The organism is Parviterribacter multiflagellatus, assembly GCF_056863265.1.
In genome coordinates this window covers 168,885-191,202 of sequence record NZ_JBXPIZ010000003.1, presented here as the reverse complement: position 1 = coordinate 191,202, position 22,318 = coordinate 168,885, and the positions used below count along the sequence as shown (strand labels likewise).

The following is a 22,318-nucleotide window of genomic DNA, read 5'->3' as shown; positions in this document are numbered from 1 at the left end:
GCTCTCACGCGTGGCCGAAGCGCACGTCCGGCAGCACGCGCGCGAGCAGCCGCGGCCGCCACCACGCCCGCTCCCCCAGCAGCCGCAGCAGCACCGGCACGAGCAGCAGGCGGACGAGGGCGGCGTCGAGCAGGACCGCCAGGCCGAGGACGAGCCCCATCTCCTTCGGCGGCAACGGGCCGCTGAGCGCGAACGTGAAGAACACCGCGACCATCACCGCGGCCGCCGCGAACACCACGCGGCCCGAGTGGGCGAGACCGCCCACCATCGCCGCCTTGGCGCCCTCGCCGCGGTCCCAGTGCTCCTTGGCGCTGGAGAGCAGGAAGACCGAGTAGTCCATCGAGATCGCGAAGACCATCGCGAAGAAGAACACCGGCGCCCACGCGTCGAGGAAGCCCTGCGACGTGAAGCCGAGCAGGCCGGAGAGGTGGCCGTCCTGGAAGATCAGCTTCGCCGCGCCGAACGCCGCGCCGGTCGCCAGCAGGTTGGTGAGCACCCCGAGCGCCGCGGCCACCGGGGCCTGCAGCGCCACGAGGAGGAGCAGGAAGCCCAGCGCGACCACGACCGCGATGACCAGGGCGGTGCGGCTGGAGAGCGCGCGCTCGAGGTCGTGGTTCTCGGCCGCCGCGCCGCCGACCTGCGTCGCGGCCGGCAGCGCGTCGCGCAGCCGCTCGATCGTCGCGCCGGTCGCGGGGTCGGACGGGTCGCTGCGCGGGATCGCGTGGAGGAGCACGCGGCCGCCCCCACCCGGGTGCGGCGGGAGGACCTGGGCGATGCCGGGGTCGCGCTGCGCGACGGCGGCGGCAGCCTGAGCCTCGTCGCGCGGGGCGACGAGCTGGAGCGGCCCGGTCGCGCCCGGCCCGAACGCCTGCTGGACCGCGGCGTAGCCCTGGCGCGAGCCGTCCTCCTCGGGCACGACCGCGATCGACGGCATGCCGGTGTCGAGGTGGAGCACGGGCACGGTCAGCGCGACGAGGACGGCCAGCGCCGCGAGGCCGTACGGGACCGGCCGGCGCCACAGCCGCTCGCCCCATGCCGCGAACCGCCGCGAACGGTGTTCGCCGGAGTGCGCCCACGGCAGCGCGAGGCGGTCGATCCGCGCGCCGAGCTTGGTCAGCACCGCGGGCAGCAGCGTCAGCGAGGCGGCGAGGACGAACGCGACCGCGACCATGATCCCGACCGCGACGGAGCGGAAGGCGGGGCTCGGGACGAGCAGCACGGCGCTGAGCGAGACGAGCACGGTCGCGCCGCTGAGCAGGACGGCCTTGCCGGCGGTGTCCATCGTCTGCGCGACCGCCTCGACCGGGGCGGACCCGCCGCGGCTCGCGAGCGCCGCGCGGAAGCGGTAGACGACGAACAGCGCGTAGTCGACGCCCAGCGCGAGCGCGAACATCAGCGCGAAGTTCATGGCCCAGATCGAGATGCCGGCGATCTTCGTGCCGAGGTAGATCGAGCCCATCGCCGCGACGAGGCCGGCGATCGTCAGCATCAGCGGCAGGCCGGCGGCGACGAGCGACCCGAACGCGATCACGAGGATCGCGAGCGTGACGGGCCACGACAGCAGCTCGGAGCGGAGCATCGCCTCCTTGTTGGCGGCGTTGAAGTCCGACCACATGCCCGCCGCGCCGGTGAGGTGGACGTCGACCCCGTGCCGCTCGCCGACGGCGGCCAGGCCGCCGGTGAGCTCGCCCGCGGCGCGGACCATCGCGTCGGCGTCGGCGGCCGCGCCCGCCTGCACGACGGCGGTGTGGCCGTCGCGCGCGATCGTCGTGCCGGGCCGCGGCGGGACGACGGCGCCGACCGCGTCGCTGCGCTCGAGCGTCCGCTGCACGTCCGCGAGCGCCGCCGCGAACGCGGGGTCGGCGGTCGTGCGCTGCGGGTCGTGGACGACGACCATCAGCCCGTAGCTGCCGAGGCCGCCGAAGTCCTCGTCGATCAGCGTGCGCGCGTCGACCGACTCCGAGCCCGTCGCCTCCCAGCCCGCACCGGACAGCGCGTGCTCAGCCTTCGGCGCAAGCGCCCCGAGCCCGACGCCGAGGACGAGCCAGACGAGCACGACCGCGCGGACGTGCGTCGCGGTCCAGCGGCCGAGCCGCCCCAGGGGGCCGAGACGGAGGTGGTTCGAGGCGGAGGCGGCAGGCATGCGGCCGACAGTAACACAACTGTGTAGTTGTACATCGGTGCATGGCAGGTTCGTGACGGGCGCGGTACCGTGCCCGCGTGGCGCCGACCGACGAAGGCGAGGAGCCCGATCCCCGGTTCACGCTCGCCAACGAGCGGACGTTCCTCGCCTGGAACCGGACGGCCCTGGCGCTGATCGGCGGCGGGGTCGCGATCGGGCAGCTGGTGGAGTTCGAGTCGACGGTCGCGCGCCTGGTGTGCGCGCTGACGCCGATGCTGCTCGGCGTCGCGCTGGCGGTGGCGAGCCTGCGCCGGCACGCGGCGGTGCAGCGGGCGATGCGGACGGGCGCGCCGCTGCCGCGCTCGGAGACGAACGTCGTGCTCGCGATCGGCGTCGCCGCGCTGGCCGTGATCGCGGCGACGGTGGTCATCGTCGATGCCGCCGCGGGCTGACGAGCTGCGCGACGCGCGCGAGCGCACCGCGTTCGCGTGGCAGCGCGCGGGCCTGGCGTACCTCATGTACGCCGGCCTCGCGCTCGCGCTCGCGGCGCACCGCGACGAGCTCGTCCTCGGCGCGATCGTCGCCGCGGCGCTGGCCGCGCTCGGCCTCCTCGTCGGCCGTCAGCAGCGCGTCGAGGTGACGCTCGCCGCGACGGTCGCCACCGCGGTGCTCGCGGCGCTGCTCGTCGTCAACGGCAGCTGACGGCAGCGCGGTCATCCGATGTGGGTGATGTGGGCGTCACCCGGAGCCGCGCGAGTGTGCGGGCATGCGGCGAGTGGTAGGGCTCGTGACGACGGCGACGCTGGTGGCAGGGACGGCGGGAGCGGCGACCGCGGTCGCGCAGGCGCCACCCGCGCAGGTGCGCCTGGCGGCGCCGGCCGACTGCCTGCGCAACCCGGGCTGCGGCGAGGGGCTGCGGCGCGTGTACCGGCTGGACGTCGGCGCCGCGTTCGTGTCGCTCGCGTCGGCCGACGCGGGGGTCACGGCGCTGGACGACGGCATCGCGGAGGTCGCGGTCGCGTTCACGTCCGACCCGCAGCTGTCCCGGCCGGACATCCGCGCGCTGCGCGACGACAAGGACATGCTCGGCAGCGACCACGTCGTGCCCGTCGTGCGGACGCGGGCCCTCGACCGGCTGAGCCGCCGGCGCGCCGCGGCGCTGCGCCGGCAGGTCAACGCGGTCAGCGAGCGGATCACGACGCTCGCGCTGCGCTCGCTCAACCAGCAGATCGCGGACGGGCGGCTGGCCGAGCCGGTCGGCGGCGAGTTCGTCGACCGCAACGGGCTCGGCGGCGCAGGAGCGGCGAGCGGGCGCGTGATCCGGGTCGGCTACCAGGGCTTCTCGGAGAACGCCGTGCTCGCCCACGTCTACGCGCAGGCGCTGCGCGCCGAGGGGTTCCGCACCCGCGTGCTCCCTGTCGGCGGGCTGCGCAACGCGGCGCTCGGCGCACTGGCGAACGGGCGGGTCGACCTCGTGCCCGAGTACGCGGGCTCGCTGCACCGGGCGCTCGGCGGCCAGGGCACGCTGCGCAGCGCGCTGCGCCGTCGCGGCCTGCGCCCGCTCGCCCAGGCGCCCGGCGAGAACCGAAACGTCTTCGTCGTCCGGCGCGACGTCGCCGCGCTGCTGAACGTCACCAAGCTCTCCGATCTCGGCCGCTACTGGCCGGCCGCGCCGTGAGGACCCGCGCATCGGCATCGCTCGTCCTCACCGCGGTCGTCGCGGCCGCGGCAGCCGCCCCGGCGTCCGGCCAGCGTGCGCCCCGCGACCCGCTGCTGGGCGAGCAGTGGGCGATGAGCCCGCAGGCGATCGCCGACCTCCCCGCCGCGTGGACGCGCTCGCAGGGCGCAGGCGTCGTCGTCGCGGTCATCGACACCGGCGCGAACCTCCAGCACGCCGACCTCGCGCCCAACATCTGGACGAACTTCCGCGAGACGCCGGGCAACCGCAAGGACGACGACGGCAACGGCTACATCGACGACGTCCACGGCGTCGACCTGATGGCCGGGCCCACCGACAACACGCCCGAGGACGGCCAGGGCCACGGCACGCACGTCGCGGGCATCATCGCCGGCGCGGCGAACAACCGGGGCATCGTCGGCGTCGCGTTCCGCGCGAAGCTGATGATCGTCAAGGTGATCGGCAACGACGGCTCGGGCAGGACGTCCGCGGTCGCCGAGGGCATCCGCTACGCGGCGGCCAACGGGGCGCGGATCATCAACCTCAGCCTCGGCGGCCCGAACGAGGACGCCGCGCTGGAGGCGGCGGTCGACGCGGCGGCCGCGGCCAACGCGCTCGTCGTCGCGGCGGCCGGCAACGACGGCACGAACAACGACGTCAAGCCGGTCTACCCGGCGGCGATCGCGGCGCCGAACGTCATCGCGGTCGCCGCGACGGCGCCGACGCAGGGCAGGGAGCTCGCGACGATCTCGAACTTCGGCCGCCACACGGTCTCGCTGGCCGCGCCAGGCGAGCAGATCGTGTCCGCGTCGCGCACCGGCCGCTACGAGGTCCGCACCGGCACGTCGATGGCGACGCCGTACGTCGCGGGCGTCGCCGCGCTCATGGCCAGCGTCCGGCGCGACCTGCCCGCCGAGCAGCTGCGGGCGCAGATCCTGCAGTCCGCGTCGCGCACGTCGCTGCCGGTGAGCGCCGGGTACCTCGACGCGGACGCCGCGGTGCGCAGCGTCGGCGCCGCCTCGACCTACGACCTCGGCCAGCGTCCCCAGCTGCAGGTTCTCGAGCCCACGGCGACCGCGAGCGAGCTGACGCTCCAGATCGCCGCCACCGGCGCCACCGACGCGATCGCGCGCTACCGCATCACGCTCCGCCAGCGGCGCCTCGCCGACGTCCGCCCCGGCGCGCTGCCGCTCAGCGTCCGCGTGCGAGCGAGCCGGGCCGCGGGCCGGAGCGTCCGCGTCAGCGCACTCGACCGCCGCGGCCGCACGCTGGCCACCGCGAGCGCGCGCGTCGCCCGCGCCGCGACGAGCAAGCCCGACACGAGCGCCGGCCCGCCGGTCGGCACGCAGCGATGAGCCGCCGCCACACCCTGCTCGGGGTGGCGATCCTCGTCGCCACGCTCGCCCCCGCGCTGCTGCCCGGGGACGCGACGGCGCAGCGCGCGCCGCGCGAGCAGACGCTGACGATGAGCGGCTCGTCGACGATGCTCCCGCTGGTCGCCGACCTCGTCTACTACTACCGGCGCTCGGTCGCGACGCCGCCGCGCGTGACGATCCGCGGCGGCGGCTCCCAGACCGGCGCGGACGACGCGCTGCGCGGGATCGTCGACGCGGGGATGGTGAGCCGTGACAAGCAGGACGACGACGGCGCCGAGCTGGTGTTCACGCCGGTCGCCTACAGCGGCATCTGCCTGGTGACCAACACCGCCAACCGGCTCCCGGGGCTGACGCGCGCCCAGGTCCAGGGGCTCGTCTCGTCCGCGCTGACCGACTGGAGCCAGCTGCCCGGCGCCGGCGTGCAGGGCCCGATCGCGGCGGCCGGTCTCGCGCTGGGGACCGGCGGGCGCACCACGTTCCTCTCCACGTTCGTCGACGGCCTGACCGACGTCACGTACGTCCCGCGCTCGTTCGCGACCGCCAGCGCGACCCGCAGCTTCCTCCTCGCCACGCCGACCGCGTGGGGCTACATCGACTTCGCGTTCGCGGGCGGCCTCCACGCGGTCCCCTACGAAGGCGTCCCGTGCACGCGCGCGACGATCGCGAGCGGCGCCTACCCGGGCCGTCGCCCGCTCCACCTCGCCACGCGCGGGCGGCCGCGCGGCGCGGTCGCGCAGTTCCTGCGTTGGATCCGCACGAGCCCGACCGCGCGGCAGGTCATCACGACCCGCTACGTCCCGGCGCGCTAGCGCCGTCCTTCACCCGCCGGAGGTGAGGGACGATCACCCTCGCGCCCGCGACGCTCGCCGCACATCCCGACCAGGAGGACCGGCCATGAGCGATCTCATCGCGATCGCGTACTCGGATCTGACCACCGCGCAGCGCGTCGCCGCGAACGTGGGCGAGCTGCAGAAGGCGCACGACATCGAGCTCGACGACCTGGTGGTCGTCGAACGCCGCGACGACGGCAAGATCAAGCTCCACCAGCCCTCGCTCGCCGGCGTGGGCGCGGCCAGCGGCGCGCTGTGGGGCGGCCTGATCGGCCTCATCTTCCTGGTCCCGCTGTTCGGCATGGCGATCGGCGCCGCGGCCGGGGCCGCGGGCGGCGCGCTGAGCGACTACGGCGTGGACGACAAGTTCATGAAGGAGCTGGGCGACGGCCTCGTCCCCGGCTCGGCCGCCGTCGTCGCGCTCGTCCGCAAGCTCCCGCCGGACCGCGTGCTGGAGAACCTCCGCGAGCAGGGCACGATCATCCGCACCTCGCTCGACAACGAGGCCGAGGAGCGCCTGGCGGGCGCGCTCGCCTCCGCCGGCCGCTGACCGCGCGGTTCGCGGCCGTGGACGCCGACGCGCCGGTCCAGCTCATCGTCTACCGCTTCCCACCGGAGGCGACGGACGAGGGTGCGGCGACCGGCGCGATCGAGCGCCGGCGCCCGAGGTCTGCGAGGAGGCGCGCGAAGAAGCCATAGCCTCCCGGGCGCATGCTCGGCGAGGCGGTCCTGTGGGGTGCGGTGGCGGCGTCGTCGCTCGTGGTCGGCGCGCTGCTGGGGCTCGCGCGCGTGTGGCCGGAGCGGGCGGTCGGGCTCGTGCTCGCGTTCGGCGCGGGCGCGCTGATCAGCGCGGTGAGCTTCGACCTCGCGCAGGAGGGCGCCGAGGCGGGCGACCCGGGCTACCTCGGGCTCGGCCTGGCCGCCGGCGCGCTGACGTACTTCACGCTCGACCGGGTGGTGGAGCGGCGGTTCGGCGGCGACGGCGGGAGCGCCGGCCCGGCGCTCGCGCTCGGCGCGTTCCTCGACGGCATCCCCGAGCAGGCCGTGCTGGGCATCGGCATCGCCGCCGGGCAGGGCGTCAGCGTCGGGCTGCTCGTCGCGATCTTCGTCTCCAACCTGCCCGAGGCGATCGGCTCGGCGAGCGCGATGCGCAAGGCGGGCGCGACGCCCGGCCGCGTGCGCGCGCTGTGGCTCGCGGTCGCGGTGGTGTGCACGGTCGCGACCGTCGCGGGCTACGCGCTCGCGGACGTCTCGTCGGGCAACCTCGTCGCGCTGATCGACGGGTTCGCGGCGGGCGCGCTGCTCGTCATGCTCGTGGACTCGATGGTCCCAGAGGCTCGGCGCCAGGGCGGCCTCGCGGCCGGCCTGGTGACGGTGCTCGGGTTCGCGCTCGCGGCGGCGCTGTCGGGGATCGCCTGAGCGCGTCGGCGACGGTCGGCTCCACCCGCATCCGCGCGGGCAGCCCGGCCCGCTCGAGCATCGCCGCCGCGGCCGGACGGGCGTTGGCGAGCCGCAGCTCGGTCTCGCGCCGGGCCAGCGCGCCGTGCAGCTCGGCCAGCGTGTCGAGCGTCTCGACGTCCAGGTCGCCGCAGCTGCCGAGGTCGAGCACGACGAGCGCGGGCCGGCGCTCCTCCACCTGCGCGACGATCCGGTCGCGGACGGACACGACGTTGGCGTACAGCAGCGGCGCCTCGCTGCGCACGACGAGCGCGTCGCCCTCGACGTGGCCCGAGAGCGTCGGGCGCGCGAGGCGCTTGATGACGTAGACGAGCGACAGCCCGGCGGCGAGCACGAGCCCTTCGAGCACGCCGAGGAGCAGCACGCCGGCCAGCGCGCAGCCAGCGAACGCCGCGGCGCTGCGGCGCAGGTACGCGATGCGGCGCAGGCCGCGCACGTCGAGGAACGTCGTGATCGCGACGATGACGATCGCCGCCAGCGCGGCCTGCGGCAGGTCGGTGAAGAGCGGCGACAGGAACGCGCCCGTGAGCAGCACGAGCGCGGCGGCGACGATCGACGCCAGCTGCGACCTGCCGCCCGCGCGATCGGCGGCCGCGGTCTGGCTCGCCCCGCCGGACTGCACGAACCCGGACGACAGGCCGGCGAGCAGGTTCGACGCGCCCAGCCCGACCAGGTCCCGGTTGGGGTCGGTGTCGTAGCCGTCGCGGGCGGCCAGGCCGCGCGCCACGCCGACGCCCTCGGTCGTGAGCAGCATGATCCCGAGCGCGGGCGCGACGAGGCTCGCGACGTCCGAGCCGTCGAAGGACGGCACCGCGAGGTCGGGGCGTCCGGGATCTCCCCCACGACCGCGACGCCGTGCGACGACAGGTCGAGCGCGGCGGAGACGCCGATCGCGAGCGCCAGCACGAGGAGCGTCACCGGGAACGCGGGCGCCAGCGCGCGGCCGGCGACCAGCAGCGCGACGCTCCCCGCACCGACCGCCATCGTCGCCCAGTGCACGTCGTCGAGCGCCCGCGCGAGGTCGGCGAGCTGCGCGAGCACGTCGCCGTCGCCGGGCTCGACGCCGAGCAGGCTCGGCGCCTGCGCGACCGCGATCGTGATGCCGAGCCCGAAGAGGAACCCGATCATCACCGGGCTGGAGACGAGGTCGGAGATCGCGCCGAGCCGCAGCCACCCGGCGAGCACGAGCACGACGGCGGTGACGAGCGCGAGCGCGGCCGACAGCTCCGCGAACCGCTGCGCGTCGCCGCTCGCCAGCGTGCCGACGGCCGCGGCGGACACGGCCGACGTCGCGGTCGTCGCGCTGACGACGAGCGAGCGCGAGGTGCCGATGAGCGCGTACGCGAGCATCGCGCCCGGCGCCGCCATGAGCCCCGCCTCCGGCGGCAGCCCGGCGATCTGCGCGTACGCGACGGCCTGCGGCGTGACGACGCTCCAGACGACCAGGCCGGCCAGCACGTCGGGCCCCAACCAGGCGCGCTGGTAGCCGCGGAGCCAGGCGGGGAGGACGCGCACGCCGCCACGATCCCCACGCGCCCGCCCCGCCGCAATCACCCTCGCGGGTGATCGGCGGTCGTCCGGTCCTGCGGGATCGTCGCCCGGTCGGAATCATCTGAGAGGAGCAGTTGATGGCTACGTACGACCGTCCGCCGACGGTTCCCCCCACGCCCCCGGAGGACGTCTCGGGGTGGGCCATCGGAGGCATCACCTTCGCGACCTGCATCCTCGGGATGCTCGGCGTGTTCCAGATCGTCGCCGGGCTCACCGCGATCTTCGACGACGAGTTCTTCGTCGTCACGGCGAACTACACGTTCGACCTCGACACGTCCGCGTGGGGCTGGGTGCACCTCGTCATCGGCATCGCGATGCTGGCGACCGCCGTCGGGCTCTTCTCGGGCTCGAGCTGGGCGGGCGTCGCGGCGGTGTGCTTCGCGACGCTGAGCGCGGTCGTGAACTTCTTCTTCATCCCGTACTACCCCTTCTGGTCGATCCTCGTGATCGCGCTGGACGTCTGGGTCATCTGGGCGATCACGCGCCCCGGGGCCCTGAAGGCCTGACCACCACGCAAGCCCGCCGCGGCGGACGAGCCGACGTGCTGCCCCAGCTCATCGCCGCGGCGGTGGTCGGAGCCCTCTCGCCCGCCGCGGCGCTCGCGGCGATCATGCTGCTCGGCTCGAACCGGCCGGTGGCGAACACGCTCGCGTGCCTCACCGGGTGGATCGTCGTGCTGGTGCTGATCGCGGCGCTCCTCCTCGCGATCCTCGGCGACAACGCCAGCACGTCGGGGACGTCGGCCAAGTCGGCGGTCGGGCTGGTCGTCGGCCTGCTGCTCCTCGGCGTCGCGCTGCGCACGTTCGTGTTCGCCGGAGCCCAGCACCCGGTCCTGCGGGAGCCTGGCTGGATGCGGCGGGTCGAGCACCTCAGCCCCGCCGGCGCGTTCGCTTTCGGGATGGTCCTCATCGCGGTCTCGCCGGCCGACGTCGCGGCGTACTTCAGCGCCGTGCAGGCGCTGCTCGGGTGGGAGGCCGCCGACGGCTCGCGCATCCTCGTGCTCGTCCTGCTCATCGCGGGGATCAGCAGCTGCATCGTGCTCCCGCTGCTCGTCTACCTGGCGCTCCCGCGCCGCGCGGACGCGGTCCTGGCCGCGGGCAAGGCGTGGATCGTCGCCCACCAGCGCGCGGTCAACGGCGGCTCGGCGGGCCTGTTCGGGCTGCTGCTGATCGGCAACGCGATCGCGTCGCTGCCGGGCTGACGGTTCACCCCGACCGGGTGACGGGGCATCACCCGAAGCGGACCTAGCGTCGCGGCAATGGCGAGACCGTTCGAAGGCACCATCGACCTCGACATCCGCGACTCGGTTCCTGACTGGACGCCGTACGTCGCCGAGAAGGCGCCCGAAGGCGCGCCGAACGTCCTGATCATCCTCTACGACGACACGGGCCTGGCCGCGTGGGAGCCGTTCGGCGGGCGCATCGAGATGCCGACGCTCAAGCGGCTCTCCGACAACGGCCTGCGGTACACGCAGTGGCACACGACGGCGCTGTGCGGACCCACACGCTCGTGCATCCTCACCGGCCGCAACCACCACCAGAACGGCTTCGCGACGATCGCCGAGAGCGCGACCGGCTTCCCCGGCAACAACACCCACATCCCGATGGAGAACGCGTTCTGCGCACAGGTGCTGCGGGACGCGGGCTGGAGCACGTTCTGGGTCGGCAAGAACCACAACGTGCCGGTCGACGAGTTCGACCAGGGCTCGACCAAGCGCAACTGGCCGCTCGCGCGCGGGTTCGACCGCTTCTACGGCTTCATCGGCGGCGAGACGAACCAGTGGTATCCCGACCTGGCCGAGGACAACCACTACATCGACCAGCCGTACCAGCCCGAGGCGGGCTACCACCTCTCCAAGGACCTGGCCGACAGGGCGATCGGGATGATCCGGGACAGCAAGCAGTCCCAACCTGACAAGCCCTGGTACATGTTCTACTGCCCCGGCGCGAACCACGCCCCGCACCACGCGCCGCCGGAGTGGATCGAGAAGTACCGCGGGAAGTTCGACGACGGCTACGAGGCGTACCGCGAGTGGGTGCTGGAGCGGATGATCGCGCAGGGCGTCCTGCCGGCCGGGACGGACCTGACCGAGCTCAACCCGATGACCGAGGGGACGACGTCGCCGAACGACGCCGTCCGCCCGTGGGAGACGCTGTCGGACGAGGAGAAGCGCCTGTTCTCGCGGATGGCCGAGGTCTACGCGGGGTTCTCCGAGTACACCGACCACGAGGTCGGGCGGGTGATCGACCACCTCGAGGAGACCGGCCAGCTCGACAACACGCTGATCTTCTACGCCGCGGACAACGGCGCGTCGGGCGAGGGCTCGCCGAACGGCTCGGTCAACGAGAACCGGTTCTTCAACAGCTGGCCGGACACCGCCGAGGAGAACCTCGCGATGCTCGACAAGCTGGGCTCGGCGGACACGTACAACCACTACCCGACCGGGTGGGCGGTGGCCTTCTCGACGCCGTTCCGGATGTTCAAGCGCTACTCGTACCAGGGCGGCGTGTGCGACCCGCTGGTGGTCCACTGGCCGAAGGGCATCCGCGCGCGCGGCGAGGTCCGCCACCAGTACCACCACGCGATCGACCTCGTGCCGACGATCCTCGAGGCCTGCGGCGTGCAGATGCCTGACACGGTGCTCGGCTACGAGCAGACGCCGCTGCCGGGCGCGTCGATGCTCTACTCGTTCGACGCGCCGGACGCGCCGACCGCGCGGGTGACGCAGTACTACGAGATGCTCGGGACGCGGGCGCTGTGGCACGAGGGATGGAAGGTCGTGGCCGAGCACGGGCCGATGCCGTCGAACATCGGCAACTTCGACCAGGACCGCTGGCAGCTCTTCCACACCGACGCCGACCGCGCGGAGGCGCACGACCTGGCGGCCGAGCACCCCGAGAAGGTCAAGGAGCTCGTCGACCTGTGGTTCGCGGAGGCCGGCAAGTACGACGTGCTGCCGCTGTGCGACCTCGGCATCCTCGACTACCTCAAGTACGAGTTCCAGGCGCCCGTGCCGCCGTCCGGGACGTACACGTACTTCCCGGGCACGGTCCCGGTGCCCGAGCGCAGCGCGGCGTCGACGCACGGGCGCTCGTTCAAGATCCTCGCCGACATCACGGTGGAGATGGGCGCGAAGGGCGTGATCGCCGCGCAGGGCTCGCGGTTCGGCGGCTACGCGCTGTTCGTCGAGGACGGCACGCTCCACTACGTCAACAACTTCATCGGCATCCCGCCCGAGCAGCACGTGAGCGCCGACGGCATCACGCCGGGGCGGCACGTGCTCGGGGTCGAGTTCGTCAAGGAGCGGACCGGCGACCGCGGCGAGTCGCACGGGACGATGCGGCTGTGGATCGACGAGGAGGTCGTCGCGGAGACCGCGATGCGGACCCAGAGCGGCCACTACTCGCTGTGCGGCGAGGGCCTGTGCATCGGGCGCGACGGCGGCGACGCCGTCTCGCAGCGGTACCGGGCGCAGACCGAGTTCGCCGGCGGGACGATCCACGAGGTCGTCTTCGACGTCGCCGACGACGCGTACATCGACCGCGAGCGGCACCTCGCCGCCGCCATGGCCCGCGACTGATGTCGACCTCGCCTCCGCCGCCCGGCGACCCGCCCGCGTCGGCCCCGCCGCCGCCGTCGAAGCACCGCCCGCGCGGGCTGGTCGCCCTGTGCGCGGTGCTCGCCGTCGCGGCCGTGGGCTGCTTCGTGTGGGCGCTGACGGCGAGCGCGGACGACGACGGCGACGGGGGGACGACGACGGTGGTGCAGACCGTGGAGAGCGCGCCGCCCGCAGCCGCGTCCACGGACGACGACGGCTCGACCGACGCGGCCATCGATGCGCTGCAGCAGGAGGTCGACACGCTCCAGCGGCAGCTCGACGAGGCGGTCGACGCACTCGGGCAGCAGGGCGAGGACGCCAAGGCCGAGGCGCAGGACAAGCTCGACGACCTGCGCTCGGACCTGGAGGGCCTCGCGTCCGACGTGCGCGAGCAGGTCGAGCCGGGCACGGCGACGACGCCGGACGGTGGCTGAGCGGCGGCGGCTCGGCGTGGTGGCGGGGACGGTGCTGGCGGGGCTCGCGGCCCTTCCCGGCGCCGCTCCCGCCGATGTGCTGTTCGACGAGAGCTTCCGCGGGCCGACGGCGAGCGAGCCCTTCGCGGTCCGCGGCTCGACCGGGTGGCGCCCCTGCCTGACGGCGTCGGTGGCGACCACCCAGGCGCCCATCCCCGGCTGCGCGGCCGGGAGCCCTTCGGTCGATCCCGGCGGCGACGCGCCCGGCACGGGCGCGCTGCGGCTCACCGACAACGGGACGCACCGCGCGGGATCGGTCATCCATACCGAGCCGCTGCCGCTCACCGCAGGCGTCCGGCTGACGTTCGACGCGTTCGCCTACCGCGGGCAGCGCGTGCCCGGGTTCGGCGCCGCCGACGGCATCGCGATCTTCCTCGCCGACGGGACCGAGGAGCACGCGCCCGGCGCGTTCGGGGGCAGCCTCGGCTACGCGCAGTCCAACGACGACTTCGACTCACCGGCGTCGGCGCCGGCCACGATCCCCGGCGTGCCCGGCGGCTACGTCGGGTTGGGCATCGACGAGTTCGGCAACTTCGCCAACGACCGCGAGGCGCGCGGGGCGGGGTGCGCCACGCGGGCCGACCGCAACCTGCACGCGCAGTCGCTGGCGGTGCGGGGTCCGGGGACGCCGGGCAGCGACTGGCTCGAGGGCTACTGCCTGCTGACGCCCGCGCTGTCGGTCGGCGCGCTCGACGCCCCGGACGCCGTGGACCGCGACGCGCCGGGCGTCGGGAACCGGTTCGCGCTCGAGGTCGACCCGCCGCGCCGGCCCGGCGCGCGCATCCGGCTGGCGGTCGACCTGGACCGCGACGGGACGGTCGACGGCCGGCTGGACGAGCCGCTGCCGCCCGACCCGCCGGAGACGTTCGTGTTCGGGCTCGCGTCGTCGACCGGCGACGGGACGAACATCCACGAGCTGCAGAACCTCCGCATCGAGAGCGTGCTGCCGCTGCCGCGCTGGACCCTCGCCAAGGCCCACGAGGGGGAGCTGGCGGCGGGCGCGCGCGGGACGTTCGTCCTCCGGGCCGGGGTGGCCACCGGCGGCGGGCCGGCGACGCTCCCGGTGCTGCTCGAGGACGCGCTGCCGCCGGGCGTGCGGGTGGCCGGCGAGCCGCGCGGCACGGGCTGGGCATGCGACGAGACGGTCGTCGGAACGCGCGCGGTGCGGTGCACGTACGCGATCGACGCGCCGGTGCCGGCGGGGACGGCGCTGCCGCCGGTGCAGATCCCGGTCGACGTCGCCCCGGACGCGCGTGGGGAGCTGGTGAACGTGGCGACGCTCGCCGGGGACGAGCTGCCCGAGCCGCTGCGGGCGGAGGACCCGTTCACCGTCTCGCGCGAGGCCGACCTGCGCGTGCGCAAGGTGACGCGTGACGGGACGAGCCACGCGATCGTGGTGTCGAACCGCGGGCCGGCGGACGCGGACGCCGTGACGCTCGTCGACGAGCCCGGGCCCGGGCTGTGGCTCGTGCGGGCGGAGCCGAGCGCGGGGCGGTGCACGGTCGCGCCGCGCCGGATGACGTGCACGCTCGGGACCCTGCGCGCGGGCGCGGCGGCGCAGGTCGTCGTGACCGCCGAGCCGGTGGCGGGCGCGCAGGAGCTGGCGAACACCGCGCGCGCGGAGAGCGAGACGCCGGACCCGCACCCGGCGGACAACGCGGACACCACGACGACGCCCGTGCCGGCCGTGACGGCCCCCTCGACGGAGCCCTCCCCGTCCGCGGCCGCGCGCATCGTGCTGACGAAGGCCGCGACGCCGACGGCGGTGCGCGTCGGGCGGGTGGTCGAGTACGTCGTCCGGGCGGAGAACCGCGGCGGCGCGGCAGCGCGGCGGGTGCTCCTCGTCGATGCGGCCTCGCTCCCCGCGCGCGTGCTGTCCGCGCGCCCGTCGGCGGGGACGTGCACGGTCCGCGACCGCCTGGTGCTGTGCCGTGTCGGCGACCTCGCGCCGGGCACCGCGGTCGAGGTCCGCGTGCGCGCGCGGGTGCTGCGGGCGGGGACGTCCGCGAACGTCGCGGCGGCGGTCGCGGAGGGTGCGCTCCCCGCGACGGCGCGCGCCAGGGTCCGCGTGCGCGGCGGGGCCGCCCTCCAGCTGCGGAAGTCCAGCGCGCGCCGCGTCTACGAGCTCGGCGAGGTCGTGCGCTTCCGCCTGCGGCTGCGCCACGCCGGCGACACCGCCGCCGAGGCCGTCCGGGTCTGCGACACGCTCCCCACTGAGCTGCGCCTCGTCCGCGCACCGGGCGCCGCGCGCAGCGGCCCGCGCCGCGTCTGCTGGGCGCTCCCCGGCCTCGGTCCGGGCGCCGAGCGCACGTTCACGCTCGACGCCCGCACCACGGCCGCGACGCCGCGCGCCCGCAACCGCGCCACGGCCGAGGCGGCCAACACCGGCCGGGTCTTCGCCGCCCGCGCGGTCGCAGTCGTCGATCCCTGCCCGCCGGCGGCGGCCGCCGCCGCGCCCCCGCCCCGCGCCCGCGCCGCCTGCTGACGCCGTCAGGGGACCGCGCCGACGTCCCGGCGGTCCCCCGCGACGCGGTTGACCCGGACGGGCGTGCCCGACGGGACCTCGCCGCGCAGCCGCTGCGGCAGCTCGGCGTCGCGGTCGGGCTCGCCGCGGCCCTCCACCACGACCACGAGCGTGTCGCCCTCGAACCGGACGCCCGCGACTCGCTCGCCGCCGTCGTGGGCCCAGGCGCGCGCCACGTCCGTCGCGCGCTGCGTCCACAGCGTCTGCTGCACCGTCCGCGCCGTCACCGCCGCGAGCGCCGCGACGACGATGACGCCGGTCACCGCGAGCACCGCGACGACGCGCCCGCGGCGCAGGTGCGGCACCGCCTCGCGCGTGCGGATCGCGCGCAGGCCGGCGAACACGGCGACGCCGACGACGACGATCGCCAGCACGTTCGTCGCGAACAGGAGGAACGCGCCGAGCGCGCCGTCCCAGTCGTCCTCGACCGCGGTGACGCCGACCACGGCCAGCGGCGGGACGAGCGAGATCGCGATGGCGACGCCGGGCAGGATGTCGCCGATGTCGCGCCGCGCGACGGCGAACGCGCCCGCGGCCCCCGTCGCGGTGGCGGCGAGCAGGTCGACGAGCGTCGGCGCGACCCGGCCGGTGATCTGGCTGTTGTCCCGCGGCTCGACCAGCACCGGCAGGAGCCACGCGAGCCCGGCCGCGAGCAGGACGACGACCACGATCGCGGCCGCCAGCACGCCCGCGGAGCGCAGCAGCGGCTGGGCCTCGGCCTCGGCGATCGCCACGGCGACGCCCTGGATCGGGGTCGCGAGCGGGGCGATGATCATCGCCCCGATCACCGTCGCGGTGGAGTCCCCGACGATCCCCGCCGTCGCGATCGTCGTCGCGAGCACCAGCAGGAGCCAGAAGCGCCCCCGCTTGAGCGCGACGTCGCCGGTGTGGAGGTAGACGGCGTCGCAGATCTCGTCGTGGGAGCGCAGGTCGCCGGCGAGCAGGTCACGCATGCGCGGGACCGTGCCCGCGCGCCGGGTGGTCGCGCCTCACCCCGCCGAGTGAGGGGCGCTCACCCTCGCCGCGGGCACCATCCGCCTGGCACACGAACGACGGGGAGCGTTGGCATGCCGCAGCCGCAGTGGAACGGGAAGGTCGCGACCGACATCCGCGACGCGCAGCCGGACTGGACGCCGTTCCTGCAGCCGCGCGCGCCCGCGGGGGCGCCGAACGTCCTGATGATCGTCTGGGACGACGTCGGGTACGGGGCGATGGACGTGTTCGGCGGGCCGATCGAGACGCCGGCGATGCGGCGGATCGCCGACAGCGGGCTGCGCTACTCGAACTTCCACACGACGGCGCTGTGCTCGCCGACGCGCTCGAGCCTGCTCAACGGCCGCAACGCGACCTCGAACAACATGGCGTGCATCACCGAGGCGTCGGCCGGCTTCCCCGGCTTCTCGGCGCGCATCCCGTTCGAGAACGGCACGATCGCCGAGGTCCTCAACGAGCGCGGCTGGAACACGTATGCGGTCGGCAAGTGGCATCTGACGCCGGGCGACGAGATCGACCTCTCGGCGTGGAAGGGCCGCTGGCCGCTCGGCCGCGGGTTCGAGCGGTTCTACGGGTTCCTCGGCGGCGAGACGAACCAGTGGTATCCGGACCTCGTCTACGACAACCACCCGATCGACCAGCCCGCCCAGCCGGAGGACGGCTACCACCTGTCCGCCGACCTGGCCGACCGCGCGATCGAGTTCGTCCGCGACGCGAAGGCCGTCGCCCCCGACAAGCCGTGGTTCATGTACTTCTGCCCGGGCGCCGGGCACGCGCCGCACCACGTCTTCCGCGAGTGGTCGGACCGGTACGAGGGGAGGTTCGACGAGGGATACGAGGCGATCCGCCCGGCGATCCTCGCCCGGCAGAAGGAGCTCGGGCTGCTGCCAGGCGACACCGAGCTGTCGCCGATCAACCCGCACGGCGAGCCGGACGCGACCGGGCCGGACGGGCAGCCGTGGCCCCAGCTCGACCACGTGCGGCCGTGGGACTCGCTGAACGACGACGAGCGGCGCCTGTTCGCGCGGATGGCCGAGGTCTACGCCGGGTTCCTCTCGTACACCGACGCGCAGATCGGCCGCCTGATCGACGACCTCGAGGCGTCCGGCCAGCTGGAGAACACGATCGTCGTCGTGGTGTCCGACAACGGCGCGAGCGGCGAGGGCGGGCCGAACGGCTCGTTCAACGAGAACAAGTTCTTCAACAACGTCCCGGACAGCGTCGAGGCGAACCTGGAGCGCCTGGACGAGCTCGGCGGCCCGCGCTCGTACAACCACTACTGCACGGGCTGGGCGTGGGCGTTCGACACGCCGTTCCCGTACTGGAAGCGGTTCGCCGGCTACGAGGGCGGCGTCGCCGACCCGCTCATCGTGTCGTGGCCCAAGGGCATCGCGGCGCGCGGCGAGGTGCGCGACCAGTACGTCCATGCGGTCGACGTCGTGCCGACGCTCTACGACCTGCTCGACATCGAGCCGCCCGACGTGCTGAAGGGCTTCACGCAGAGCCCGATCGAGGGCGAGAGCTTCGCCGCGTCGATCACCGACACGGCGGCGCCCGGGCGCGCGTCGCAGTTCTACTCGATGCTCGGGATGCGGGCGCTCTACCACGAGGGCTGGCTGGCGACGACGCTCCACCCGCCGCTGTCGGGGTGGAGCGACTTCGAGCGCGACCGGTGGGAGCTGTACGACCTGCGCACCGACCGCACGCAGCTGCGCGACCTCGCCGCGCAGGAGCCCGAGCGGCTGGAGGCGATGAAGGGCCTGTGGTTCTACAACGCGGGCGTCTACCACGGCCTGCCGCTCGACGACCGCAGCGCGCGCGAGATCCTCACCTCGCCGCGGCCGCAGCCGAGCGAGCCGCGCGACCGGTACGTCTACTACCCGGGCACGGCGGAGATCCCTGAGAGCGTCGCGGTCAACGTCCGGCGCCGCTCGTACACGATCGCCGCGGGCGTCCGGATCGACACGCCGGAGGCCGCGGGCGTGCTGTTCGCCCACGGCGGCACCGCCGGCGGCCACGCGCTCTACGTCCGGGAGGGCTGCCTGCACTACGTCTACAACTGGCTCGGCGAGCGGCTGCAGACCGTGAGCGCGCCGGATCCGCTCGCGGTCGGCGCCCACGTGCTGACGGCGGAGTTCACGAAGACGGGCGACGACCCCGACACGCAGAGCGCCGTGGGGACGCTGCGGCTCTACGTCGACACCGAGGAGGTCGCGTCGGAGGAGATCGTCACGCAGCCGGGCACCTTCTCGCTGACGGGCGACGGCCTGTGCATCGGGCGCGACAGCGGCTCCCCGGTCGACCCCGCCTACCGCGCGCCGTTCGCGTTCGCAGGCGGGGCGATCGAGCGCGTCGTGATCGACGTCAGCGGCGGGCACTACGTCGACCACGAGAAGGAGGTCCTGGCCTACCTCGCACGCGACTAGCCCGCGCGGACCACGCAGCGGAAGCCGATGTGGGTCGTGGAGGTGTCGACCGCCTCGCCCTGGCGGGCGGCGGGGCGGTAGCGCAGGCAGTAGTTCGGCGCGCACAGGTGCGAGCCGCCCTTGATGACCCGGCGGGGGATCGCGCCGGGCGCCGGGGGCGGCGCGCAGCACGGCTTGGGAGCCGGGTCGGCGTGGCGGCGGCGGAAGAGGTCGGCCGTCCACTCCCACACGTTGCCGGTCATGTCGTAGAGGCCGAACCCGTTGGGCGGGAACGCGCCGGCCGGCGACGTGCCCTCGTAGCCGTTCGCGCGCCGGTTGTCCCAGGGGAACTCGCCCTGCCAGTGGTTGGCCATCAGCCGGCCGCCGGGGCGCTCGTCGTCACCCCACGCGAACAGCGCACCGTCGAGCCCGCCGCGGGCCGCGCGCTCCCACTCGGCCTCGGTCGGCAGCGCCTTGCCGGCCCAGGTCGCGTACGCCGCCGCGTCCTCCCACGCCACCTGGGTGACCGGGTGGCGGTCGAGGCCGGCGACCGAGGAGCCCGGTCCGCGCGGCGTGCGCCACGTCGCGCCCGGGACGTACCGCCACCACGCGCGCACGTCGTCCAGGGACACCCTCCCGGGAGGCTTGACGAACACCAGCGACCCGGGGACCAGCAGGGCCGGATCGACGTCCGGGTACACCGACCGGTCGAGCGGGCGCTCGGCCACCGTGACGTAGCCCGTCTCCGCCACGAAGCGGCGGAACTGCCGGACGGTCACGGGGTGGCGGTCGATCCAGAACCCCTCCACCTCGACCTCGTGCACCGGCCGTTCCTCGGGGTAGAAGCGGTCGCTGCCCATCGCGAACCGCCCCGCGGGGATCCATGCCATGTCCTTCACCGGCCCGCCTCCTCCTCCGCGTGGGTGGATCGCGCCGCCGCAGGCGCGTCGTCGTCGCCGGCGACCGCCTCCACCGCGTCCTCGACGCTCGTGAAGCGGCGCGTGATGCGGGGGTCGGCCGCGGCGCGGCGCACGAGGTCGCGCACCTCGCCCACCTGCCGCGCCACGACGAGCCGCACGCCGCGGCGCTCGAGGTCGTCGGCCAGCTCGGTCAGGACCCCCGCGGCGGTCACGTCCACGAACGGCATCGTCTCGGCGTCGAGCACGATCGCGTGCACGTCCTCCCGCGCCGCGGCCCGTCGGATCCGCGCGCGGACCGCGTCGGCGTTGGCGAAGAAGAGCCCGCCGTCGACCCGCAGCACGACCACGCCCGGCACCTCGACGTTCTCCGGGTGGCGCGCGACGTCGCCCCACTGGCCGCTCGCGCCCGGCACGCGCCCGAGCTCCGCCACGTGCGGCCGCGACGCGCGGTAGAGGAGGAGCAGCAGCGACACGCCGATGCCGATGAAGAGCCCGGGCAGCGTGTCGAAGACGAGCACGCCGAGCATCGCCGCGACGGCCGCCACGAAGTCCGGCCGCGCCGCCACGCGCCCCGGCCCGGCCGCCGCGCGGAAGAGGCGCCGCAGCGCGTCCACGTCGACCAGCTCGACCACCGCCGCGATCACGATCGCCGCCAGCGTCGCCTCGGGCAGCTGCTCGAACAGCCCGGTCAGCAGCACCAGCGTCGCCACGGTCAGCGCCGCGACGACGAGCCCCGACACCTGCGTCTTCGCGCCCGCCCCGCCGTTCACCGCCGTCTTGGACAGCGACCCGTTCACCACCATCCCGCTGGCGAGCCCGGCGCCCACGTTCGCCGCGCCGAGGCCGACGAGCTCGCGGTTCGCGCTCACGTCGTAGTGCGCCTTCGCCGCGTACGTCTTCGCCGCGCCCAGGCCTTCCGCGAACCCGACGAGCATCACCGCGATCCCGCCCGCCGCCAGCGCGCCGTAGTCCGCCGCGTCGGCGTCCGGCAGCCCGACCGACGGGAGCCCGGACGCGATCGAGCCGACGATGTCGACGCCGTGCTCGTCGAGCGACAGGGCCGCGACCGCGCCGACCCCGAGCGCCACCGCCACGAGCGAGGCCGGCACCACCGGCGCGTACCGCTTGAGCAGCAGCACGACCGCGAGCGAGCCGGCGCCGACCCACAGCGTCGCGGCGTCGATCGCGTCGAGCTCGCCGACCAGGTCCCACGCCTTCTCGAAGAAGCTCCCGTCGCCGCCGTCCACCCCGAGCAGCTTCGGCACCTGGCCGATGATGATCGTGAGCGCCAGGCCGATGATGAAGCCCTTCAGCACCGGCTCTGAGATGAACGCGGCGAGGAACCCGAGCCGCGCCAGCCCCGCCAGCAGCGCGGCCGCGCCGGCGCACAGCGCGAGCACCGCCGTGAGCGCGGTGAAGTCGCCCCGTGTCGCGACGTCCGCGACGGTCGCCGCCGACAGCGCCGCGGTCGCCGACATCGGGCCGACGACGAGGTGGCGCGACGATCCGAACGCCGCGTAGAGCAGCAGCGCGGCCGGCGCCGCGTAGAGGCCGACGACCGGCGAGACGCCGGCGATCGACGCGTACGCGAGCGATTCGGGGACGAGCACCGCCCACACGGTCAGGCCGGCCACGACGTCGGAGCGCAGCCAGCCGCGCCGGTAGCCGCGCAGCGAGGGGAAGAGCAGGCCGCCGGGCACGCCGCTCATGCCGTCAGGGCCGCGATCCCGTCCCCCACGAGCTTCGCGCCGATGACCAGCACGAGCACCGCCATGATCGCCGCGTTGTTCGCGGCCATCCACCCCTTCAGGTCGGTGAGCACGTGGGTCGCGCGGTCGCCCATCGCGAAGAAGATCGCGACCGGCAGCCCCGGCCCGAGCGTCCCGAGCAGGACGAACACGCCGAGCGCGACCGCCGCGTCGCCGCCGGTCGCGCCGGTCTGCGCGATCGCCGCCGCGGCGCCGACGGTCAGCAGGAGGTTCTTCGGGTTCACGCCCGACAGCACGGCGCCCATCCCGGTCGCCTTGGCCGGCGTGAAGCGGTCGATCGTCGCCATCCACTTCGGCAGCTCCGCCTCCTCCCCGGCCTGCGGCCGGCCGCGCCACTGCCGCACCGCGATCAGCAGGAGCAGCACCCCGAGGACGATCTTCAGCCAGCTCGCCCACGTCGCCGGCCCGCCGTCGTCGTGCGCGTCGGCGCCGGTCGACGCGAGCAGGACGATCGTCCCCACCACCGTCAGCCCGGCGAGCCAGCCGACGAGGAACGCGGGCCCGTTCGTGCGGGCGCGCGGCGTTCCGAGCATCAGCACCACGGCGATGATCGGCACCGGGCTGAGCGCGACGCCGACGCCCAGCGACAGGACCTGCCCGATGGCCTCTCCCATGCGCAGC

Annotated in this window: 19 protein-coding genes and 1 pseudogene; 13 read left to right on the top strand and 7 right to left on the bottom strand. The window is 74.8% G+C overall.

From position 1 onward, the window contains the following. Window positions 1-4: 4 nt before the first annotated feature. Window positions 5-2,143 carry an MMPL family transporter gene (locus AC1UE5_RS07725; RefSeq protein ID WP_482921818.1) on the bottom strand — a complete coding sequence of 713 codons (2,139 nt, stop codon included), beginning with the start codon at window positions 2,141-2,143 and terminating at the stop codon, window positions 5-7. A gap of 77 nt (window positions 2,144-2,220) precedes the next feature. Between AC1UE5_RS07725 and AC1UE5_RS07720 the strand changes: the two genes are divergently transcribed. From AC1UE5_RS07720 to AC1UE5_RS07690, 7 genes are all read left to right on the top strand, one after another. After that, window positions 2,221-2,574: a YidH family protein gene (locus tag AC1UE5_RS07720; protein WP_482921816.1), complete on the top strand. Its 354-nt coding sequence runs from the start codon at window positions 2,221-2,223 to the stop codon at window positions 2,572-2,574. Then, window positions 2,558-2,824, top strand: coding sequence for a DUF202 domain-containing protein (locus AC1UE5_RS07715; protein ID WP_482921814.1), 267 nt, complete (start codon window positions 2,558-2,560; stop codon window positions 2,822-2,824). The genes AC1UE5_RS07720 and AC1UE5_RS07715 overlap by 17 nt, the downstream gene beginning before the upstream one ends. Window positions 2,825-2,888: 64 nt before the next feature. Next, window positions 2,889-3,800, top strand: a complete 912-nt coding sequence (locus tag AC1UE5_RS07710; RefSeq protein ID WP_482921812.1) for a glycine betaine ABC transporter substrate-binding protein — start codon at window positions 2,889-2,891, stop codon at window positions 3,798-3,800. Continuing rightward, the gene (locus AC1UE5_RS07705; RefSeq protein ID WP_482921810.1) at window positions 3,797-5,155 is read left to right on the top strand and encodes a S8 family peptidase; all 1,359 of its coding nucleotides are present in this window, start codon (window positions 3,797-3,799) and stop codon (window positions 5,153-5,155) included. Before AC1UE5_RS07710 ends, AC1UE5_RS07705 begins: the two co-directional genes overlap by 4 nt. Continuing rightward, on the top strand, window positions 5,152-5,985 hold the full coding sequence (locus tag AC1UE5_RS07700; RefSeq protein WP_482921808.1) for a substrate-binding domain-containing protein: 834 nt from the start codon (window positions 5,152-5,154) through the stop codon (window positions 5,983-5,985). Before AC1UE5_RS07705 ends, AC1UE5_RS07700 begins: the two co-directional genes overlap by 4 nt. 85 nt (window positions 5,986-6,070) lie before the next feature. Continuing rightward, on the top strand, window positions 6,071-6,556 hold the full coding sequence (locus AC1UE5_RS07695; protein WP_482921806.1) for a DUF1269 domain-containing protein: 486 nt from the start codon (window positions 6,071-6,073) through the stop codon (window positions 6,554-6,556). 161 nt (window positions 6,557-6,717) lie between these two features. After that, window positions 6,718-7,425, top strand: coding sequence for a ZIP family metal transporter (locus AC1UE5_RS07690; RefSeq protein WP_482921804.1), 708 nt, complete (start codon window positions 6,718-6,720; stop codon window positions 7,423-7,425). Here the strand turns inward: AC1UE5_RS07690 and AC1UE5_RS07685 are convergent. Both AC1UE5_RS07685 and AC1UE5_RS07680 read right to left on the bottom strand, forming a co-directional pair. Continuing rightward, window positions 7,313-7,798 carry an STAS domain-containing protein gene (locus tag AC1UE5_RS07685; RefSeq protein ID WP_482922429.1) on the bottom strand — a complete coding sequence of 162 codons (486 nt, stop codon included), beginning with the start codon at window positions 7,796-7,798 and terminating at the stop codon, window positions 7,313-7,315. The genes AC1UE5_RS07690 and AC1UE5_RS07685 overlap by 113 nt on opposite strands. Before the next feature lie 129 nt (window positions 7,799-7,927). Further along, a pseudogene (locus AC1UE5_RS07680) lies at window positions 7,928-8,922 on the bottom strand (SulP family inorganic anion transporter); the annotation flags it as partial. 170 nt (window positions 8,923-9,092) lie between these two features. On the opposite strand from AC1UE5_RS07680, the gene AC1UE5_RS07675 reads away from it, so the two are divergent. The 5 genes from AC1UE5_RS07675 to AC1UE5_RS07655 are packed head-to-tail and all read left to right on the top strand — an operon-like array spanning window position 9,093 to window position 15,571. Beyond that, on the top strand, window positions 9,093-9,521 hold the full coding sequence (locus AC1UE5_RS07675; RefSeq protein ID WP_482921802.1) for a DUF7144 family membrane protein: 429 nt from the start codon (window positions 9,093-9,095) through the stop codon (window positions 9,519-9,521). 35 nt (window positions 9,522-9,556) lie between these two features. Then, window positions 9,557-10,216 (top strand): GAP family protein, encoded by a 660-nt coding sequence (locus AC1UE5_RS07670; protein ID WP_482921800.1) that lies wholly within the window; start codon window positions 9,557-9,559, stop codon window positions 10,214-10,216. Between the two features lie 57 nt (window positions 10,217-10,273). Continuing rightward, window positions 10,274-12,595: an arylsulfatase gene (locus AC1UE5_RS07665; RefSeq protein WP_482921798.1), complete on the top strand. Its 2,322-nt coding sequence runs from the start codon at window positions 10,274-10,276 to the stop codon at window positions 12,593-12,595. Beyond that, window positions 12,595-13,047, top strand: coding sequence for a hypothetical protein (locus tag AC1UE5_RS07660; RefSeq protein ID WP_482921796.1), 453 nt, complete (start codon window positions 12,595-12,597; stop codon window positions 13,045-13,047). Before AC1UE5_RS07665 ends, AC1UE5_RS07660 begins: the two co-directional genes overlap by 1 nt. Beyond that, window positions 13,040-15,571 (top strand): hypothetical protein, encoded by a 2,532-nt coding sequence (locus AC1UE5_RS07655; protein WP_482921794.1) that lies wholly within the window; start codon window positions 13,040-13,042, stop codon window positions 15,569-15,571. The genes AC1UE5_RS07660 and AC1UE5_RS07655 overlap by 8 nt, the downstream gene beginning before the upstream one ends. Before the next feature lie 5 nt (window positions 15,572-15,576). Here AC1UE5_RS07655 and AC1UE5_RS07650 read toward each other — a convergent pair whose 3' ends face one another. After that, entirely contained in the window at window positions 15,577-16,563 is a 987-nt protein-coding gene (locus AC1UE5_RS07650; protein ID WP_482921792.1) for a DUF389 domain-containing protein, read from the bottom strand. Window positions 16,564-16,677: 114 nt separating this feature from the next. Between AC1UE5_RS07650 and AC1UE5_RS07645 the strand changes: the two genes are divergently transcribed. After that, window positions 16,678-19,029: a sulfatase-like hydrolase/transferase gene (locus AC1UE5_RS07645; RefSeq protein ID WP_482921790.1), complete on the top strand. Its 2,352-nt coding sequence runs from the start codon at window positions 16,678-16,680 to the stop codon at window positions 19,027-19,029. Here AC1UE5_RS07645 and AC1UE5_RS07640 read toward each other — a convergent pair. The 3 genes from AC1UE5_RS07640 to AC1UE5_RS07630 are packed head-to-tail and all read right to left on the bottom strand — an operon-like array spanning window position 19,026 to window position 22,311. Beyond that, window positions 19,026-19,898: a formylglycine-generating enzyme family protein gene (locus AC1UE5_RS07640; protein ID WP_482922427.1), complete on the bottom strand. Its 873-nt coding sequence runs from the start codon at window positions 19,896-19,898 to the stop codon at window positions 19,026-19,028. The genes AC1UE5_RS07645 and AC1UE5_RS07640 overlap by 4 nt on opposite strands. A 5-nt stretch (window positions 19,899-19,903) precedes the next feature. Continuing rightward, the gene (locus AC1UE5_RS07635) at window positions 19,904-21,637 is read right to left on the bottom strand and encodes a SulP family inorganic anion transporter (protein ID WP_482921788.1); all 1,734 of its coding nucleotides are present in this window, start codon (window positions 21,635-21,637) and stop codon (window positions 19,904-19,906) included. Continuing rightward, window positions 21,634-22,311: a GAP family protein gene (locus AC1UE5_RS07630; RefSeq protein ID WP_482921786.1), complete on the bottom strand. Its 678-nt coding sequence runs from the start codon at window positions 22,309-22,311 to the stop codon at window positions 21,634-21,636. Before AC1UE5_RS07630 ends, AC1UE5_RS07635 begins: the two co-directional genes overlap by 4 nt. Window positions 22,312-22,318: the final 7 nt, after the last annotated feature.

Coding starts and splice junctions, on each gene's coding strand:
- AC1UE5_RS07690 (WP_482921804.1), top strand. CDS start 6,718: ATGCTCGGCGAGGCGGTCCTGTGGGGTGCGGTGGCGGCGTCGTCGCTC.
- AC1UE5_RS07635 (WP_482921788.1), bottom strand. CDS start 21,637: ATGAGCGGCGTGCCCGGCGGCCTGCTCTTCCCCTCGCTGCGCGGCTAC.
- AC1UE5_RS07675 (WP_482921802.1), top strand. CDS start 9,093: ATGGCTACGTACGACCGTCCGCCGACGGTTCCCCCCACGCCCCCGGAG.
- AC1UE5_RS07725 (WP_482921818.1), bottom strand. CDS start 2,143: ATGCCTGCCGCCTCCGCCTCGAACCACCTCCGTCTCGGCCCCCTGGGG.
- AC1UE5_RS07640 (WP_482922427.1), bottom strand. CDS start 19,898: ATGGCATGGATCCCCGCGGGGCGGTTCGCGATGGGCAGCGACCGCTTC.
- AC1UE5_RS07650 (WP_482921792.1), bottom strand. CDS start 16,563: ATGCGTGACCTGCTCGCCGGCGACCTGCGCTCCCACGACGAGATCTGC.
- AC1UE5_RS07710 (WP_482921812.1), top strand. CDS start 2,889: ATGCGGCGAGTGGTAGGGCTCGTGACGACGGCGACGCTGGTGGCAGGG.
- AC1UE5_RS07715 (WP_482921814.1), top strand. CDS start 2,558: ATGCCGCCGCGGGCTGACGAGCTGCGCGACGCGCGCGAGCGCACCGCG.
- AC1UE5_RS07695 (WP_482921806.1), top strand. CDS start 6,071: ATGAGCGATCTCATCGCGATCGCGTACTCGGATCTGACCACCGCGCAG.
- AC1UE5_RS07700 (WP_482921808.1), top strand. CDS start 5,152: ATGAGCCGCCGCCACACCCTGCTCGGGGTGGCGATCCTCGTCGCCACG.
- AC1UE5_RS07645 (WP_482921790.1), top strand. CDS start 16,678: ATGCCGCAGCCGCAGTGGAACGGGAAGGTCGCGACCGACATCCGCGAC.
- AC1UE5_RS07630 (WP_482921786.1), bottom strand. CDS start 22,311: ATGGGAGAGGCCATCGGGCAGGTCCTGTCGCTGGGCGTCGGCGTCGCG.
- AC1UE5_RS07660 (WP_482921796.1), top strand. CDS start 12,595: ATGTCGACCTCGCCTCCGCCGCCCGGCGACCCGCCCGCGTCGGCCCCG.
- AC1UE5_RS07665 (WP_482921798.1), top strand. CDS start 10,274: ATGGCGAGACCGTTCGAAGGCACCATCGACCTCGACATCCGCGACTCG.